Source organism: Ruegeria sp. AB8 (genome assembly GCF_056542605.1).
In genome coordinates this window covers 138,050-154,314 of sequence record NZ_JBQGAB010000008.1, presented here as the reverse complement: position 1 = coordinate 154,314, position 16,265 = coordinate 138,050, and the positions used below count along the sequence as shown (strand labels likewise).

Here is a 16,265-nt window from a genome sequence, read left to right as displayed (position 1 = left end):
CCGAATGGGTTTGCGCAACTTCTTTGACCGGATCGAGCCGAACTTTACCAAGGGCGGCAAGTACGAGAAGCTTTTCCCCATCTACGAGATGGTCGAAAGCTTCATCTACACTCCGAAAACAGTCACCTCCGTCGCCCCCCACGCGCGGTCTTACGTGGATATGAAGCGGATCATGACTTATGTCGTGATCGCGACGATCCCCTGTATCCTGTGGGGTATGTGGAATACGGGCTATCAGGCCAATTCCGCGATTGCGGCCCTTGGGCCGGACTCAGCCACGGGCTGGCGGATCGCCCTGTTGCAGATGTTTGGCATTTCACTGGACCCGTCCAGCCTGTTTGCCAACGTGATGCACGGATTGCTTTACTTCCTGCCGATCTACATCGTCACGCTTGTTGCAGGCGGTATCTTCGAGGTCATCTTTGCCACCGTGCGCGGCCACGAGGTGAACGAAGGTTTCCTTGTCACTTCAATGCTTTACACGCTGATCATGCCGGCAACTACACCCCTGTGGCAGGTGGCTTTGGGCATCATCTTCGGTGTCGTGATCGGCAAAGAGGTGTTTGGTGGCACTGGCAAGAACTTCCTCAACCCTGCGCTTGTAGGTCGTGCTTTCCTGTACTTCGCCTATCCGGCGCAGATGTCGGGCGATGCGGTGTGGACGCCAGTCGACGGCTTTTCGGGCGCAACAGCGTTGGGGGTAACAGCAGCTGAAGGCGTTCAGGCCCTTGCGGCTGAGGGCATCACCTGGTCCAGCGCGTTTTTCGGAACCATCCAGGGCAGCTTTGGCGAGACATCGACGTTGGCCTGTATCATCGGGCTCGCCTTCCTGCTGATGACCAAAATAGCCAATTATCGCCTGATCGTGGGCTGTTTGGCCGGGACGATCGCGTTTACATGGCTGTTGAACCTGATCGGTTCTGACACCAACCCGATGTTCGCGATGCCATGGTACTGGCACGTTGTGCTGGGCGGATACGCCTTTGGCCTGGCGTTCATGGTGACCGAACCCGTTTCGGCAAGCCACACCAATCTGGGTCGGTACATCTACGGTGCGCTGATCGGTGTCATGGTTGTATTGATCCGCGTAGTGAACCCCGCTTTCCCCGAAGGCATGATGCTGGCCATCCTGTTCGGTAACGTCTTTGCACCGCTGATCGATTACTTCGTCGTTCAGGCCAACATCAAACGGAGGGCGCGTCGCCATGTCTGATACGCAACCCCAAGAACCCAAGGGGGCGATTGCCCGGTTCCTGGCGGCCTCGCCGGACTCGGTTGGCAAGACGATCTTTGTTGCTGTCGCCGTTTGTCTGGTAGCTTCGATGGTCGTTTCCGCCGCAGCCGTCAGCCTTCGCCCGGTACAGGAAGCGAACAAGCTGAAGGACAAGCAAGTCAACGTTTTGCAGGTCGCTGGTGTTTACGAACCCGGCATCAACGTGACCGAGGCCTTCGCTGCGTTTGAGCCGCACGTTCTGGAACTGGCCACCGGCGAATTCGTCGATGACCAGTTTGACCCAACCACATTTGATGACATTGCCGCCGCCAGCGATCCCGAATTGAGTATTGCTTTGGATGACGATCCTGCTGGAATTGGGCGGAAGTCCAAGTTCAGAGTGATCTACCTGCTGCGGGATGATGCTGGTGAACTGGATAAGGTCATCCTGCCGCTGCACGGCTATGGCCTGTGGTCCACGCTCTATGGCTTTATCGCGCTGGAAAACAACGGCAACGATATTTTCGGCCTGCAGTTCTATCAGCATGGCGAAACTCCGGGCCTTGGCGCGGAAGTGGACAACCCGCGTTGGAAAGCGCTGTGGAATGGCAAGAAACTTCGTGATGACGCGGGCGATCTGCAAATCACCGTCGCCAAATCTCAGCCTGCCGCCGGCCCGGACTTTTATGTCGACGCGCTGGCCGGTGCCACGCTGACCTCTGTTGGCGTCGATAACCTGGTGAAATTCTGGATGGGCGATGCGGGCTACGCTCCGTTCCTGGCCAAACTGCAAGCAGGAGAGTTCTGATGTCTCAGACCAAGAAAGAGATGCTGGTCGACCCGCTTGTCGACAACAACCCGATTACCCTGCAGGTGCTTGGCATCTGTTCGGCGCTGGCGGTGACCTCTTCGCTGCAGGTATCCTTCGTGATGGCGCTGGCGGTGACGTTCGTGACTTCGTTCTCGTCCTTCTTTATCTCGTGCCTGCGTAACCAGATCCCGGGCTCGATCCGGATCATCGTCCAGATGGTGATCATCGCCTCGCTGGTGATCCTGGTGGATCAGGTTCTCAAGGCCTATGCCTTCGAGATTTCGAAAACGCTTTCGGTCTTCGTCGGTCTGATCATCACCAACTGTATCGTGATGGGCCGCGCCGAGGCGTTCGCTATGAAAAACCCGCCTGTCGCGTCCTTCATCGACGGCATGGGCAACGGAATGGGCTATGGTCTGATCCTGCTGCTGGTTGGTTTCATCCGCGAACTGTTCGGGAACGGGTCGCTCTTCGGAGTCACCATTCTGGAGACCGTCAACAATGGCGGCTGGTATGTGCCCAACGGCATGCTGCTGCTGCCGCCGTCCGCGTTCTTTATCATCGGTCTGATCATCTGGGCCTTCCGCACGTGGAAGCCGAACCAGGTCGAAGAACGTGAATACAAAATCCAGCAGGTAGAGGCGCACTGATGGAAGGGCTTATCTCTCTGGCCGTAAAGGCCATCTTTGTTGAAAACCTCGCGCTCAGTTTCTTTCTCGGCATGTGTACTTTCATAGCCGTTTCCAAGAAGATTTCGACCGCGCTGGGTCTGGGTATTTCGGTGATGGTCGTTCAGACGATCACCGTGCCGACAAACAATCTGTTGCTCAGCTATCTGTTGAAGCCGGGCGCCTTGGCCTGGGCCGGGTTCCCGGATGTGGACCTGACCTTCCTTGGGCTGATCTCGTACATCGGCGTGATTGCGGCGATGGTTCAGATCCTCGAGATGATCCTGGATAAGTACTTCCCACCGCTTTACAACGCGCTGGGGATCTTCCTGCCGCTGATTACAGTGAACTGCGCCATCCTCGGTGGCTCGCTGTTCATGGTCGAGCGTGACTATAACTTCGCTGAGGCCGCCACCTATGGTCTGTCTTCCGGCTTTGGTTGGGCGCTAGCGATCACAGCGATGGCAGGCGTTCGTGAAAAGCTGAAATATTCGGATATTCCGGACGGTCTGCAGGGGTTGGGCATTACCTTCATCACCGCGGGACTGATGGCCATGGCCTTCATGTCCTTCTCTGGCGTGAAACTGTAAGGAGGGCGCAATGGAAACTTTTAGCCTAGGCGTAATCCTTTTCACGATGATCGTTCTGGCGCTTGTCGCCATCATTATGGCGGCACGCTCGCGGTTGGTGTCTACCGGCAACGTCAACATCACCATCAATGGCGAGAAAACCATCTCGGTTCCGGCGGGTGGCAAACTGCTGCAGACGCTTGCGGCCGAGAAATTGTTCGTTCCTTCCGCCTGCGGTGGTGGCGGAACCTGCGCGCAATGCCGTGTGCGGGTGCATTCGGGTGGTGGTTCGATCCTGCCCACCGAAGAAAGCCACATCACCAAGCGAGAGGCATCCTGCGGTGACCGCCTGTCCTGTCAGGTCGCGGTCAAGCAGGACATGGACATCGAAGTTCCCGAAGAGGTCTTTGGCGTCAAGAAGTGGGAATGCACCGTTCGTTCGAACGACAACGTGGCCACTTTTATCAAAGCGCTGACTCTGGATCTGCCGGAAGGCGAAGACGTCAATTTCCGTGCTGGCGGCTACATCCAGATCGAGGCCCCCGCGCACCAACTGGCCTATACCGATTTCGACGTGCAGGACGAGTACCGCGAAGATTGGGACAAGTTCAATCTGTGGCAGTACAAATCCGTCGTGAACGAACCGATCGAGCGCGCCTATTCTATGGCCAACTATCCGGACGAAAAAGGCATGATAATGCTGAACGTCCGTGTCGCTTCACCGCCTCCGGGGTCCGACGGTATCCCGCCGGGTCAGATGTCGTCTTACATCTTCAACCTGAAGCCGGGTGACAAGGTCACGATTTCTGGTCCATTTGGTGAATTCTTCGCCCGCGAGACCGAGAAAGAGATGGTCTTCATCGGCGGTGGCGCTGGTATGGCGCCTATGCGCAGCCATATCTTCGATCAGCTCAAGCGCCTTGAGAATCGCAACCGCAAGATCACCTTCTGGTACGGTGCGCGTTCCAAGAAAGAGATGTTCTTTGTCGAGGATTTCGACCAATTGGCCGAGGAGTTCGACAATTTCGAATGGCATGTGGCCCTTTCGGATGCGCAGCCCGAGGACGATTGGAAAGGCTACACCGGCTTCATCCACAACGTCCTGTTCGAGGAATACCTCAAGAACCACCCGGCACCGGAAGACTGCGAGTTCTACATGTGCGGTCCGCCAATCATGAACCAGTCCGTCATCAACATGCTGCTGGATCTCGGAGTGGACCGCGAAGACATCATGCTGGACGACTTCGGCGGTTAAGAAGAAACCGGCGCAATTAGCGCCGGTTTTTTTGTTCCGCATTTTCAGTCGGCGGGAATTTTATAGTACTCCCGATACCATTCAACGAATTTGGCCAGACCGGTATGAATATCGGTCTGGGGTTTGTAACCGGTCAGGTTTTGCAACAAACTGGTGTCGGCCCAGGTCGCCGGAACATCTCCCATTTGCATCGGCATGTAGTTCCGGATCGCTTTCTTACCCAACGCGTCCTCGATAGCTTCTATGAAATCCATCAGGCGGACTTTGTCCGAGTTGCCGATGTTGACTACCCGGAAGGGCGCAACCGGTGACAGGCTGTCGCCCACGGCGATCTCATCTTTGCTGTCAGGCCGCACAGGGGCGGCATCTATCAGCAGGCGAATGCCCCGTACCAGATCCTCGACATAGGTGAAGTCGCGATACATGTCGCCGTTGTTGTAAATGTCGATGGGACGGTCGTTCAGAATGGCATCGGTGAACTTGAAGTAAGCCAGATCAGGGCGGCCCCACGTGCCGTAAACTGTAAAGAACCGGAACATCGTGGTCGGCAGGCCCCACAGATGGGCATAGGAATGGCCCATCGATTCATTGGCCTTCTTGGTCGCGGAATAGATGGTCAGTTGCCCGTCGGCCTTGTCGGTTTCCCGGAACGGCATGTCCTCATTCGCTCCGTAGACTGAAGACGTCGAAGCCATCAGAAGGTGCTCTACCTGATGGGTCCGGGCAACCTCCATCACATTGAATGTCCCGACGATGTTGGATTCAACGTAGCTGCGTGGCGCTTCAAGGCTGTAGCGCACACCGGCCTGGCCAGCCAGGTGGATGATGACCTCGGGTTTGAAGTCGTCTGCGACCTGCATCAGGCGCTCGTGGTTTTCCAGCATGTCTTCGGTGGCTGAAAAGCCCGGCGTCTGCAGCAACATCTGATGCCGGCGCTGTTTCAGCGCCACGTCATAATAGTCGGTCATGCCGTCATAGCCATGCACCCGAAACCCTTCGGCCAGGAGCAGTTTTGCCAGATGAAATCCGATAAACCCGGCAGTTCCCGTTACCAAAACTCGTTTCATGAAATCCCCAAGAACCTTTCAAACCACATGGCTGCCTGCGATAAGATCGTCTTTGAACCTGCCAGGCCCAGATCTAACTTTAGCTTGTCATATCAAACGCCCGGCACCGACGGTCAAGTACTGAGCGGGCGGCCCGGGATTGTCGTTGCCAACGGGTCGGGTTAGGGAACGTAGAACATGGTTACGAGCTGGATCAAAGGGTTTATTGGCCGGGCACGGCACGATCGGGAAACAGCCGTTCCCGGAATCGCTCCTGATGATCGGTTTGTCGTAATTGGCGACATTCATGGCCGGCTGGACCTGCTTCAGGCCCTGCTGATGAGGGTTGAAGACGACTGCCCTTTGATCTTTGTCGGGGACTACATCGACCGGGGTGACTACAGCGCACAGGTCCTGCGACATCTGCAGCACTTCGACACGGCAGCAAACAGGCCAGTCGTGTGCCTCATGGGCAATCATGAAGACATGCTGCTGCGATTTTTGGACGAGCCCGGACGCTATGCACATCATTGGTTCCGTAATGGCGGATTCCAGACACTGGCTTCATTCGGGATTACCGAATTTGACCTTCATCCAACAAATGAAATTGCCGAAGCGGTTGCTGGCAAGTTGAAGCAGGTCATGGGCACGGGCCTGCTGTCATGGCTACGGGACAGACCACTAATCTGGTCAAGCGGAAACGTAACTGTCGTCCATGCCGCGCTGGATCCCGACCTGACGGTGGATGACCAGCAGCGACAGGTCTGTTTGTGGGGGCATCCGATGTTTCCAAGACGACGCAGGGCAGACGGCCAATGGGTTGTGCACGGACACACAATCATAGACCGCCCAAGGGTCAACAATGGCGTCGTCTCAGTCGATACCGGGGCATTTGCAACGAACCGCCTGACGGCAGCCGAAATTTACAGAGGCGGCGTTCGTTTTATTTCGACCTGATCTGCGCAACTCGGGACGCGGGCCAGTGAAAATGCGACCCGCAACCCGGAAGGTCACTTGGTCAACCGACGATCATCTGCTTCATGCGCAGCGCTTCGTATTCCAGTTCCTTGAGACGGAAGTGAACAACGTCGCCAATCGTGATGACACCGTGCAGGTGGCCATCACTCAGAACCGGCATGTGGCGGAAACGTCCATCGGTCATTGTCTTCAGAACATCGTTCAGCAGGTCTTCGGGCGAACAGGTCTTGACTTCCTTGGTCATAAGATCTTCGACCGACTGCGGCAGAGTCTGGCCAGGGGTATCCGCCATGCGCCGCACGATGTCGCGTTCTGACAGAATGCCTTGCAAGGTTCCGTTCTGATCGGTCACGACCACTGCACCGATTCTTTTTTCCTTCAGCAGTTCCACTACCGAATGAATCGTATCGGCGGGGCGCACCGCAAACACCGCATCACCTTTACCCTCAAGCAGCTTGGCCACGGTCGTTTGCGTATGCGACAGGTTTGAATCCGCTGACTGGCTATAGGTCGCAGAACCAGATTTGTCGCCGCGTGTGGGGGGCTGATAAGAGCTTGGGGCCATGGGCAATCTCCTCTTTTATCCGAGATGGCTGTCTTTTCACCTTACCGCAGCGAACCGACCTGTATAGGGTGCAAATGCCCTGATCCCGGAAAATTGCTGACAAACAAGGAATCCCGACCCGTTGACAGACCTTTATCTGACACCGCCGCTGGCTGCGCTGATCTTTTTCGCCGTCGTGGTGTGTGGTCACAATTTCCGAATGGCGTGGAAACAGCAGCAGGCGGGATGGCAAAAACGGGCCTGGCTGTTTGGTGTACCTGCCGGGGTCGGATTGCTGGTGCTGGGTTTTCTGCCGCTGAAACTGTGATGTCGATTTGACTCTGTAATGGGGCGCTGGCATATGCCCGGCTAGGTTTTCCAGGGAGTTCCCCGATGCGCCATCTGCCTGTTCTGGCTTTAGTTCTGTTTGTTTCTGGCTGTTTGTTTGACAAAGAACCCGAAGTGGTCCGTCTGTCGGGCGAAACCATGGGAACAACATTCAACATCACCGCCATTGGCGAAGATGTGGATGAGGAAGCCCTGGCCGCAGCCGTGCAGGAAACACTGGCCGCAGTGAACGCCAAGATGTCCAACTGGGATCCCAACTCAGAGGTTTCGACATTTTCAGCTTCGACCGACACTTCGCCCGTTCCGGTCTCGGACGAGTTCGCTCTGGTTTTGACCGCCGCTGACGATGTGCATGAAAAATCCGGCGGAACCTTTGACGTGACTCTGGGCCCGCTGATCGAATTGTGGGGGTTTGGCCCGCGCAAGCCCGAGGACCCGGTGCCGTCGGATGCTGAGATTCAAGCCGCTCTGGAAGGTGTCGGGCAATCCCGGCTGCTGACCTTGGACCGTGACGCCGGAACGCTGGCCAAATCCGATCCGGCAGTGGGCATCAACCTGTCGGCTATCGCCAAAGGCTATGGGATCGACGCGGTGGCCGAAACCCTAAGCGAAGCGGGGATTGAGAACTACATGGTCGAGATCGGTGGCGATCTTGTAACCAAAGGCGAGAATGACAAGGGTGAGGTCTGGCGCATCGGGGTCGAAAAACCCGAAGCAGGCGGGCAAAACCTGCAACTGATCGTATCGCTGAACGATCTGGGCATGGCGACCTCGGGCGATTACAAGAATTTCTTCGAACAGGACGGTGTGCGGTATTCCCATATCATCGATCCCACGACCGGACGACCGATCACACATCGCACCACCTCGGTCACCGTACTGGCCGAAAACGCGATGATGGCGGATGCGTGGGCCACGGCAATGCTGGCGCTGGGGCAGGAGAAAGGGCTGGAACTGGCCGAAAAGCATAAACTAGCCGTGTTCTTCATATCTCGGGATGTGACAGGCGGCGAAGATGCCTTTATTACTGTTCACAGTACCGCGTTCAAAGACGCTTTGAGCACCAACTGACAGGCAGGACCTGAGATGAGCACATTTATTCTGGCCTTCATACTACTGCTGATCATCATGGTAGGGATGTCGCTGGGCGTCATGCTGATGGGCAAGACGATCAAAGGCAGCTGCGGCGGTCTGAATGCAATCTCGGGCGCGGACAAATGCGTTGTGTGCAAAAAAGACGTCGACCCCAACAGCCCGCTGCGGGACCAGTTGCAGTGCAAACGCGCCAAAAAAATGCTCGAACAGATGGAACGACAAGCCTGATTGAAGTTTGGACTTCGCTCTTGGGCGGGAAATAGCTAAGCAGGTCCCGGATCAAAGGGGGGCATTGCATTGGCCGAAGCCAAAAATATCCTGTTCATCATGTTCGACCAGCTGCGCTGGGATTACCTCAGCTGTTACGGACATCCACACCTGCATACCCCGAATATCGACAAACTGGCCGCACGCGGTGTCCGGTTTAATCGCGCCTATATTCAGTCCCCGATCTGCGGAAGTTCGCGCATGTCGACCTATACCGGGCGCTATGTGCATTCCCATGGTGCCTCATGGAACAACATTCCCCTGAAAGTTGGTGAAATCACATTGGGCGATCACCTGCGCAAAGCGGGGATGGGGTGCTGGCTGGTCGGCAAGACACATATGGCTGCCGACGCCGAAGGGATGGCCCGCCTGGGACTGGAACCCGACAGCGTCATTGGCGCTCGCGTCGCGGAATGCGGCTTTGACGTCTTCGAACGCGATGACGGGTTGCGCGCTGAAGGACCGGACGGGTTCTATGATCCGGACGGGGCAAAGAAATACAATCAATATCTCCGGGACAAAGGATACGACAGCGACAACCCCTGGCATGACTTTGCCAATTCCGGCCTGGATGCCGACGGCAACGTATTGTCAGGCTGGTTCCTTAAAAACTCATCCGAGCCGGCAAATATCGCGGAAGAAGACAGTGAAACGCCCTATCTGACAACGCGCGGCATTGAGTTCATGGAAAGTCATGACGGGCCGTGGTGCTGTCACCTCAGCTACATCAAGCCGCACTGGCCTTACGTAGTGCCGGAGCCTTATGCCTCGATGTATGGACCCGAACATGTGCTGCCTGTGGTCCGGTCCGAGGCCGAGCGCGAAAATGCGCATCCAGTGCTCCGAGCCTTTATGGACACGAAAGTCGGGCAGGCCTTCTCGCGTCAGGAGGTCCGCGATGCCGTGATCCCGGCCTATATGGGGCTGATCAAACAGGCGGATGACCAGATGGGGCGGTTGTTCGACTGGATGGAGGAAACCGGGCGGATGGACGACACGATGATCGTGCTGACCTCGGACCATGGGGATTTTCTGGGCGATCACTGGATGGGGGAAAAGACCTTCTTCCACGACGCCTCGACCAAGATGCCGCTGATCATCTACGACCCTTCCTCTCAGGCGGACGCCACGCGAGGCACCACCTGCGACGCGCTGGTCGAGGCGATTGATCTGGCACCAACCTTTCTTGAGGTGGCGGGCGGCGAAATGGCCGGGCATATCCTGGAAGGGCATTCCCTGCTGCCCATCCTTCGCGGGCAAGCCGACAAAACGCCCCGCAGTGTCGCAGTCTGTGAATACGACTACTCCGCTTCTCCCATAGCGCAAAAGCTGAACGCATCTGTACGCGATGCCGTGATGTTCATGGTCGCCAACGAAAAATGGAAACTTGTCCATTGCGAAGGCGGGCACAGACCGATCCTGTTCGATCTTGAAAACGATCCCGACGAACTGGTCGATCTGGGTGACAGTGCGGATCATACGGACGTCATCGCCCAGATGTATGATCACCTGTTTGCCTGGACGCGTCGCCCGTCACAGCGCACAACCCGGTCTGAAGAGCAGTTGATCGGAATGCGCAGCCGAAGCGGGGGCACAGGGATCATGATCGGTATTTACGACGAAAACGACACTCCGCTGGAACTGACGGTCAAATACCGCAACCGCAAGGCACATCCTTACCAGGATTATCTGAAGGACTGAAAACGCGGGTTTCGCGCCAAAGTGACGAAGGGACCGATTAATTCTGCTTCACACACCGCAAAGACGGTTCACGCCCGGATGGGCAGCGGGTAGAAGACTGTCAAAGCAGTGTTCCGGAGAAACTTCATGGCCGCCCCCAAACCCGTTGTCCTGTGCATCCTAGATGGCTGGGGATTGTCCGAAGACACGCAGGCCAACGCGCCTTATCTGGCGAAAACGCCGACCTTTGACGCGATCATGGAACGCGGTCCCCATGCGACGTTGATTACACATGGGCCGGATGTGGGTCTGCCCAGCGGGCAGATGGGAAATTCTGAGGTCGGGCACACGAACATTGGGGCCGGGCGAGTGGTTGCCATGGATCTGGGGCAGATTGATCTGTCGATCGAAGACGGCAGTTTCTTTGAAAACAATGCCCTTCAGGCCTTCATCAGTAAGGTAAAGGCCTCGGGCGGAACGGCGCACTTGATGGGTATCGCTTCGGATGGCGGGGTACATGGCCATCTTGATCACATCGTTGCTGCGGCCAAGGCCGTGACAGACGCAGGTGTACCTGTCGCCCTGCACGTCATGACAGACGGACGGGACGTTGCGCCAAAATCCGCATTTGGGTTTTTGGCCGAACTGGAAGAGCGCCTGCCAGATGTCGCGCGGATCGTGACTGTCAGCGGACGGTATTATGCCATGGACCGCGACAATCGCTGGGAACGCGTTGCAGAAGCCTATGAGGCGATCATCAAGGGGCAGGGGCGTACCGCCGCCACCGCACATGGTGCTGTGGACCATGCGTATAACCAATCCGAAACGGATGAATTCATAACACCCACGGTTCTGAGCGGCTACACAGGTGTCCACGATGGCGATGGTATTTTCTGTCTGAATTTCCGCGCCGACCGTGCGCGGGAAATACTGCGCGCAATTGGCGAGCCGGGATTCGACGATTTCGACACCGGACCGCGCCCGGCCCTGTCAGCTTTGCTGGGAATGGTTGAATACTCCGACGGGCACAACGCCTACATGACCACCGTTTTCCCGAAACGCGCCATCGTCAACACGCTTGGGGAATGGGTTGCCAAACAAGGGTTGCGGCAGTTCCGCTTGGCGGAAACCGAAAAATATCCTCATGTGACGTTCTTTCTGAACGGCGGCAAGGAAACGCCCGAGGTTGGCGAAGACCGTTTCATGCCGAAATCGCCCAAGGTGGCGACCTATGATCTTCAGCCCGAGATGTCGTCAGCCGAGGTCACGGCCAAATTCGTCGAGGCCATCGAAGCCGGGTATGATCTGATCGTCACCAATTACGCCAACCCGGATATGGTCGGGCACACAGGCGATCTGAACGCCGCGATAAAGGCGTGCGAAGCCGTTGATCAAGGTCTGGCGCAGGTGGTTACCGCGCTGGACAAAGCAGGCGGAGCCATGATCGTGACAGCCGATCACGGGAATTGCGAAGTCATGGTCGACCCTGAAGCCGGTGGACCGCATACCGCTCATACATTGAACCGAGTGCCGGTCGCGCTGGTCGGTGGACCCGCTGGTTCCAAGTTGCGCGATGGCCGGTTGTCGGACCTGGCGCCAACGCTTTTAGCGCTGATGGGGCTGGATCAACCTGCGGAAATGACTGGCCAGAGCCTTCTGTCATGACAGTGCGGGCCGCGCTTCTTTCAGTCTTGCTGGCCTCGCCTGTTTACGCCCAAACGGACCCGTCGGCTGCCGCGTTGGAGGCAGCGCAAATGCTGGAAGAGGCCTCGATTGCGCTGGCCGAAGCCGACAGCGCCCGGGATCGGGTGCGCGCCCTGACCGAAACGGTGCAGGCTTATGAAGCCGGGCTAAGCGCCATGCGCGACGGCTTGCGCAAGGCCGCCACCCGAGAGGTGCAGCTGACAGAAGAACTGCGCGCGCGGGAAAAAGAAATCGCGCAGTTGCTGGGCGTGTTGCAAACCATCGAAACAACAACGCCGCCCGTACTGATCCTGCATCCGTCCGGTCCTTTGGGGGCCGCGCGTACCGGCATGATGCTGGCCGAAGTCACGCCCGGCCTGAATGCACGTGCGCAAGCGCTTGCTCAGGACTTGCACGAGGTTCGGACACTTCGCCAACTGCAGCAAAACGCCGCCGAAACCCTGACCAAGGGTCTGACCGGAGTGCAGAATGCGCGCACCAAACTAAGCGAGGCCATTGCCGATCGAACGGACCTGCCGCGCCGGTTTGTCGAAGACCCCATCAGCACGGCGATCCTGATTTCCTCGACGGAAACACTGGATGGGTTTGCCAGCGGTCTGGCCGAAATATCGGAAGGCGGTATTGCCGAAACCGACGCCGATATTTCGAACAGAAAAGGAAACCTTGCTTTGCCCGTTCAGGGTGTTCTGCTGCACAGTTCAGGGGAAACGGACGCCGCCGGGGTGAAGCGCCCCGGTATCGTGCTGGGCACCCGGCCGCGCGCGCTGGTCACGACACCCACCGCAGCGACGATCCGGTATCGCGGGCCGCTGCTGGACCTTGGCAACCTGATGATCCTGGAACCCCAGCCCGGATTGCTTTTTGTCTTTTCCGGGTTGCAAGAGGTCTTCGGTACACCCGGAGAAGTGATCACCGAAGGAACGCCGGTGGGGCTAATGCCTGGTGAAACGCCGGAAATCGGCGCTATTTTGTCAACTACAAGTGATGGCACTGGAACTGACCGGTCAGAAACGCTCTATATAGAGGTAAGACAGGATAATAGCCCGGTGGACCCGGAATCGTGGTTTCGGACCAACAAGGATGGATAAACAAACATGAAGAGATTTGTGATGGCCGGTCTGGCCGGAACTGTGGCAGGCATTATCGCAACCACTCAGATTGCCGGACCTTTGCTGGCGCAAGAGGCCGAAAGCAAGGCCAGCGTGTATGAGCAATTGGATCTGTTCGGGGACATTTTCGAACGTATCCGCGCCCAATATGTCGAAGAAGTCGAGCCGGAGGAGCTGATCGAGGCAGCCATTGACGGAATGCTGACCTCATTGGATCCGCATTCCAGCTACCTGTCGCCTGACGACGCCGAACAGATGCGCGTGCAGACACGCGGTGAATTCGGAGGGCTAGGGATTGAGGTCACACAAGAAGAAGGCTTCGTCAAAGTCGTCTCACCCATCGATGATACCCCCGCGGACGAGGCGGGGATCGAAGCCGGCGACTTCATCACCCACGTTGATGGTGAAAGCATTCTGGGCCTGACGCTGGACAAGGCGGTGGATCTGATGCGCGGGCCGGTCGGCTCGGAGATCGTGATCACGGTGGTGCGCGAAGGCGAGCAGGAACCGTTTGACGTCACCATTATCCGCGACACCATCAAGTTGACCGCCGTACGAGCACGGACCGAAGGCACCAGCGTCGTTCTGCGTGTGACCACATTCAATGATCAGACCTACCCCAATCTGGAAGCCGGATTGAAAGAGCAGATCGAAGAAGCCGGCGGGATCGAAAAGGTCAATGGCGTAGTGCTGGATTTGCGGAACAATCCGGGCGGCTTGCTGACACAGGCGATCAAGGTGTCGGACGCCTTTTTGAATGAAGGCGAAATCGTTTCGACCCGCGGCCGCGATCCGGGCGAAGGCGAAAGGTTCAATGCAACGGCAGGAGATCTGACCGAAGGTAAGCCGATTGTGGTTCTGATCAACGGCGGGTCAGCCTCGGCCTCGGAAATTGTAGCGGGGGCGCTTCAGGATCATCGCCGTGCGATTGTTGTTGGCACCAAGAGCTTTGGCAAAGGCTCGGTCCAGACAGTCATGCCATTGCGCGGCGACGGCGCAATGCGTTTGACCACATCACGCTATTATACGCCTTCGGGCCGCTCGATTCAGGCGCTTGGCGTCAGCCCCGACATCATCGTCGAGCAACCGCGCCCAGCCCCAGAACCCGAAGAGGAAGAGGGCAATGCACGCACCCGGTCCGAGGCCGACCTGCGTGGCAGCCTGAACAACGACAGCCTGAGCGAGGATGAAATTCGCCAGATCGAAGAAGACCGGGCCCGTGCCGAAGCGACTGCCGAGTTGCGGGAAAAGGACTATCAGTTGGCCTATGCCATCGATATCCTGAAAGGCCTGTCGGCCTTCAACCCCAACGGGCCTTCGCAGTAACAAATAAATTGGGCCGCCGGTTTCGGCGGCCCTCGTTACCGGAACAGATCTTTGTTCGGCTGCGATCAGCTTTCGATTTTGTGCAGCTTGCTTTCATCCAGCATCAGCGCAAGTACGATCCCGACGGACACGGAAATCGCTGCAAAGACAAACGCCATGTTCATGCCGGTATCGAATGCTTGGGCTATCGCGGTTTTGACCGTCGCAACTTCACTTTCACTGAGCTTCTGCATGACTGCCTGCGCGGATTTGGTGGTCAGCGTTCCGCCATTGATTGCCTGAAGTTCAGCATCAGACAGTGTGACACCGGCCGCAGTCAGTTTGTCGCGCAGGCTGGCAAGGCTTGTGACATACATGATTGCCGTGGCGCAGGCGACGGCAATGGCCCCGTAGACCAGATGGGTCATGAAGCTAAGCCCGCCGACGAGACCCGCCCGTTCGGGCTTTACAGCGCAGACTGCCGCCGTTCCCGACGGCCCGACAGTCAGCGTCGCCCCCAATCCGATGAACGCCATGCCTGGCAGAATTTGGAAATAGCCAAGGCCCTGCGGCAAGACGACAACAGTTACTGCGCCAATTGTCGCGATCAGGTAGCCCCAGAACATCAGCCTTTTTGGACCGAAATCGTTGTAAAGCGTTCCTGAAACAATGGATCCGACCGCCAATAGAACAGTCAGCGGTGCCAGCCCAAGCGCCGATTGAAAAACGCTCCAGCCCAGTACTTTCTGCATGTATTGCGGGAAATACAGCAAACCCACAAAGGCCGCAGACACATTGAACATGTTCAGGCCCAGCGTGATCAAAAATTCTCGGTTCTGCATCAACTGAGGCAGCAGCAAAGGTTCCTTTACGCGTTTTTCGACACGTGGGAACAACAGAAACAGGACTGCGCTAACAAAGAACAGAAGAAGCAGCGGAACCGAAGTCCAGCCCCACTCCGCACCGACATCCAGGGCATAAAGCAGCAGCAAGACCGCGAAGGACAGGATGCCCATCCCGGCAAAATCGATGTGTTCGCCTTGTTTGTGTTTGGTCTCACGTTCCATCAAAAACAGGGCTGTCGCCATCGAAATGCAGGAGAACACGACGTTGGCCAGAAAGAACAATCGCCAGTCACCAAGGTTGACGGCAAAGCCGCTGATCATCGGACCGAAGACATTGCCGCTGGTTACACCCGCAAGGATCAGCCCCATAACCAGGGCCCGATGCTCGGGCTTTGACACTTTGGTGGCACCGAAGGCCAGTGTGCAGGGCCAGATACATCCGGCTCCGATGCCTTGCAGGGCTCGTGCTCCGATCAGGTAGTCCAGACCGGGGGAGACAAAGCATAGGATGGAAGAAAACAGGAAGATCGAAAGACCGATGATCATGATCTTTCGGTGCCCGTACATGTCGCCGAGCCGCCCGCCGGCGACCATGGTCATGGCGAAAAACAGGGCGTAGATATTGAGCACCCACTGGGTGCTTGTAATGTCGGCATCAAAGCTGTTTTCGATGGCCGGGATCAGCATCAGCGCACCGGTAAAATCAATCCCGATCCCAAATGCGGTCACCATAAGGGCGATGACCTTGATGATACTACTGCGGTCCATTGAGAAACCCAGGTTGCTCCGGATGTCCCGATAATGCATCAAGCCGGTCAAAAAAGATAG

The 16,265-nt window shown here is 57.0% G+C and carries 16 protein-coding genes; 13 read left to right on the top strand and 3 right to left on the bottom strand.

Annotated elements, in window-relative coordinates:
- The first annotated feature begins 4 nt into the window (after positions 1-4).
- From ACR0CG_RS10460 to nqrF, 5 genes are read left to right on the top strand one after another with little or no spacing between them, the layout of a single operon-like run.
- Positions 5-1,213 carry an NADH:ubiquinone reductase (Na(+)-transporting) subunit B gene (locus ACR0CG_RS10460; RefSeq protein ID WP_480524646.1) on the top strand — a complete coding sequence of 403 codons (1,209 nt, stop codon included), beginning with the start codon at positions 5-7 and terminating at the stop codon, positions 1,211-1,213.
- Positions 1,206-2,021, top strand: a complete 816-nt coding sequence (locus ACR0CG_RS10455) for a Na(+)-translocating NADH-quinone reductase subunit C (RefSeq protein ID WP_480524644.1) — start codon at positions 1,206-1,208, stop codon at positions 2,019-2,021. The genes ACR0CG_RS10460 and ACR0CG_RS10455 overlap by 8 nt, the downstream gene beginning before the upstream one ends.
- Complete coding sequence (locus tag ACR0CG_RS10450) at positions 2,021-2,674, top strand: NADH:ubiquinone reductase (Na(+)-transporting) subunit D (protein ID WP_170614094.1); 654 nt, start codon at positions 2,021-2,023, stop codon at positions 2,672-2,674. Before ACR0CG_RS10455 ends, ACR0CG_RS10450 begins: the two co-directional genes overlap by 1 nt.
- Entirely contained in the window at positions 2,674-3,282 is a 609-nt protein-coding gene (gene nqrE / locus ACR0CG_RS10445; RefSeq protein ID WP_480524642.1) for an NADH:ubiquinone reductase (Na(+)-transporting) subunit E, read from the top strand. The genes ACR0CG_RS10450 and nqrE overlap by 1 nt, the downstream gene beginning before the upstream one ends.
- Before the next feature lie 10 nt (positions 3,283-3,292).
- Positions 3,293-4,516 carry an NADH:ubiquinone reductase (Na(+)-transporting) subunit F gene (gene nqrF, locus ACR0CG_RS10440; protein ID WP_170678858.1) on the top strand — a complete coding sequence of 408 codons (1,224 nt, stop codon included), beginning with the start codon at positions 3,293-3,295 and terminating at the stop codon, positions 4,514-4,516.
- Between the two features lie 44 nt (positions 4,517-4,560).
- Here the strand turns inward: nqrF and ACR0CG_RS10435 are convergent, their stop codons facing one another.
- Positions 4,561-5,583: an NAD-dependent epimerase/dehydratase family protein gene (locus ACR0CG_RS10435; protein WP_480524640.1), complete on the bottom strand. Its 1,023-nt coding sequence runs from the start codon at positions 5,581-5,583 to the stop codon at positions 4,561-4,563.
- Positions 5,584-5,760: 177 nt separating this feature from the next.
- Here ACR0CG_RS10435 and ACR0CG_RS10430 point away from each other — a divergent pair, with 177 nt between their 5' ends.
- Positions 5,761-6,519, top strand: coding sequence for a metallophosphoesterase family protein (locus ACR0CG_RS10430; protein ID WP_480524638.1), 759 nt, complete (start codon positions 5,761-5,763; stop codon positions 6,517-6,519).
- 61 nt (positions 6,520-6,580) lie between these two features.
- Here the strand turns inward: ACR0CG_RS10430 and ACR0CG_RS10425 are convergent, their stop codons facing one another.
- Entirely contained in the window at positions 6,581-7,105 is a 525-nt protein-coding gene (locus ACR0CG_RS10425) for a CBS domain-containing protein (protein WP_480524636.1), read from the bottom strand.
- A 121-nt stretch (positions 7,106-7,226) separates the two neighbouring features.
- Between ACR0CG_RS10425 and ACR0CG_RS10420 the strand changes: the two genes are divergently transcribed.
- The 7 genes from ACR0CG_RS10420 to ACR0CG_RS10390 all read left to right on the top strand — a co-directional run bounded on the left by ACR0CG_RS10420 (position 7,227) and on the right by ACR0CG_RS10390 (position 14,613).
- Positions 7,227-7,412: a hypothetical protein gene (locus tag ACR0CG_RS10420; RefSeq protein WP_170678855.1), complete on the top strand. Its 186-nt coding sequence runs from the start codon at positions 7,227-7,229 to the stop codon at positions 7,410-7,412.
- 65 nt (positions 7,413-7,477) lie between these two features.
- Positions 7,478-8,503: an FAD:protein FMN transferase gene (locus ACR0CG_RS10415; RefSeq protein ID WP_480524634.1), complete on the top strand. Its 1,026-nt coding sequence runs from the start codon at positions 7,478-7,480 to the stop codon at positions 8,501-8,503.
- A 15-nt stretch (positions 8,504-8,518) separates the two neighbouring features.
- On the top strand, positions 8,519-8,755 hold the full coding sequence (gene nqrM, locus ACR0CG_RS10410) for a (Na+)-NQR maturation NqrM (protein ID WP_480524632.1): 237 nt from the start codon (positions 8,519-8,521) through the stop codon (positions 8,753-8,755).
- Between the two features lie 69 nt (positions 8,756-8,824).
- Entirely contained in the window at positions 8,825-10,495 is a 1,671-nt protein-coding gene (locus tag ACR0CG_RS10405; protein ID WP_480524630.1) for a sulfatase-like hydrolase/transferase, read from the top strand.
- Positions 10,496-10,621: 126 nt separating this feature from the next.
- Positions 10,622-12,139, top strand: a complete 1,518-nt coding sequence (gene gpmI / locus ACR0CG_RS10400) for a 2,3-bisphosphoglycerate-independent phosphoglycerate mutase (protein ID WP_480524628.1) — start codon at positions 10,622-10,624, stop codon at positions 12,137-12,139.
- Entirely contained in the window at positions 12,136-13,266 is a 1,131-nt protein-coding gene (locus tag ACR0CG_RS10395) for a murein hydrolase activator EnvC family protein (RefSeq protein WP_480524626.1), read from the top strand. The genes gpmI and ACR0CG_RS10395 overlap by 4 nt, the downstream gene beginning before the upstream one ends.
- Before the next feature lie 6 nt (positions 13,267-13,272).
- Positions 13,273-14,613: a S41 family peptidase gene (locus tag ACR0CG_RS10390; RefSeq protein WP_170619328.1), complete on the top strand. Its 1,341-nt coding sequence runs from the start codon at positions 13,273-13,275 to the stop codon at positions 14,611-14,613.
- A 65-nt stretch (positions 14,614-14,678) separates the two neighbouring features.
- Here the strand turns inward: ACR0CG_RS10390 and ACR0CG_RS10385 are convergent, their stop codons facing one another.
- Positions 14,679-16,205 (bottom strand): MFS transporter, encoded by a 1,527-nt coding sequence (locus tag ACR0CG_RS10385; protein ID WP_480524624.1) that lies wholly within the window; start codon positions 16,203-16,205, stop codon positions 14,679-14,681.
- Positions 16,206-16,265 lie beyond the last annotated feature (60 nt).

Excerpts from the sequence above, each read along its gene's own strand:
- ACR0CG_RS10460 (WP_480524646.1), top strand. The coding sequence starts at position 5 with ATGGGTTTGCGCAACTTCTTTGACCGGATCGAGCCGAACTTTACCAAG.
- ACR0CG_RS10455 (WP_480524644.1), top strand. The coding sequence starts at position 1,206 with ATGTCTGATACGCAACCCCAAGAACCCAAGGGGGCGATTGCCCGGTTC.
- ACR0CG_RS10450 (WP_170614094.1), top strand. The coding sequence starts at position 2,021 with ATGTCTCAGACCAAGAAAGAGATGCTGGTCGACCCGCTTGTCGACAAC.
- nqrE (WP_480524642.1), top strand. The coding sequence starts at position 2,674 with ATGGAAGGGCTTATCTCTCTGGCCGTAAAGGCCATCTTTGTTGAAAAC.
- nqrF (WP_170678858.1), top strand. The coding sequence starts at position 3,293 with ATGGAAACTTTTAGCCTAGGCGTAATCCTTTTCACGATGATCGTTCTG.
- ACR0CG_RS10435 (WP_480524640.1), bottom strand. The coding sequence starts at position 5,583 with ATGAAACGAGTTTTGGTAACGGGAACTGCCGGGTTTATCGGATTTCAT.
- ACR0CG_RS10430 (WP_480524638.1), top strand. The coding sequence starts at position 5,761 with ATGGTTACGAGCTGGATCAAAGGGTTTATTGGCCGGGCACGGCACGAT.
- ACR0CG_RS10425 (WP_480524636.1), bottom strand. The coding sequence starts at position 7,105 with ATGGCCCCAAGCTCTTATCAGCCCCCCACACGCGGCGACAAATCTGGT.
- ACR0CG_RS10415 (WP_480524634.1), top strand. The coding sequence starts at position 7,478 with ATGCGCCATCTGCCTGTTCTGGCTTTAGTTCTGTTTGTTTCTGGCTGT.
- nqrM (WP_480524632.1), top strand. The coding sequence starts at position 8,519 with ATGAGCACATTTATTCTGGCCTTCATACTACTGCTGATCATCATGGTA.
- gpmI (WP_480524628.1), top strand. The coding sequence starts at position 10,622 with ATGGCCGCCCCCAAACCCGTTGTCCTGTGCATCCTAGATGGCTGGGGA.
- ACR0CG_RS10395 (WP_480524626.1), top strand. The coding sequence starts at position 12,136 with ATGACAGTGCGGGCCGCGCTTCTTTCAGTCTTGCTGGCCTCGCCTGTT.
- ACR0CG_RS10390 (WP_170619328.1), top strand. The coding sequence starts at position 13,273 with ATGAAGAGATTTGTGATGGCCGGTCTGGCCGGAACTGTGGCAGGCATT.
- ACR0CG_RS10385 (WP_480524624.1), bottom strand. The coding sequence starts at position 16,205 with ATGGACCGCAGTAGTATCATCAAGGTCATCGCCCTTATGGTGACCGCA.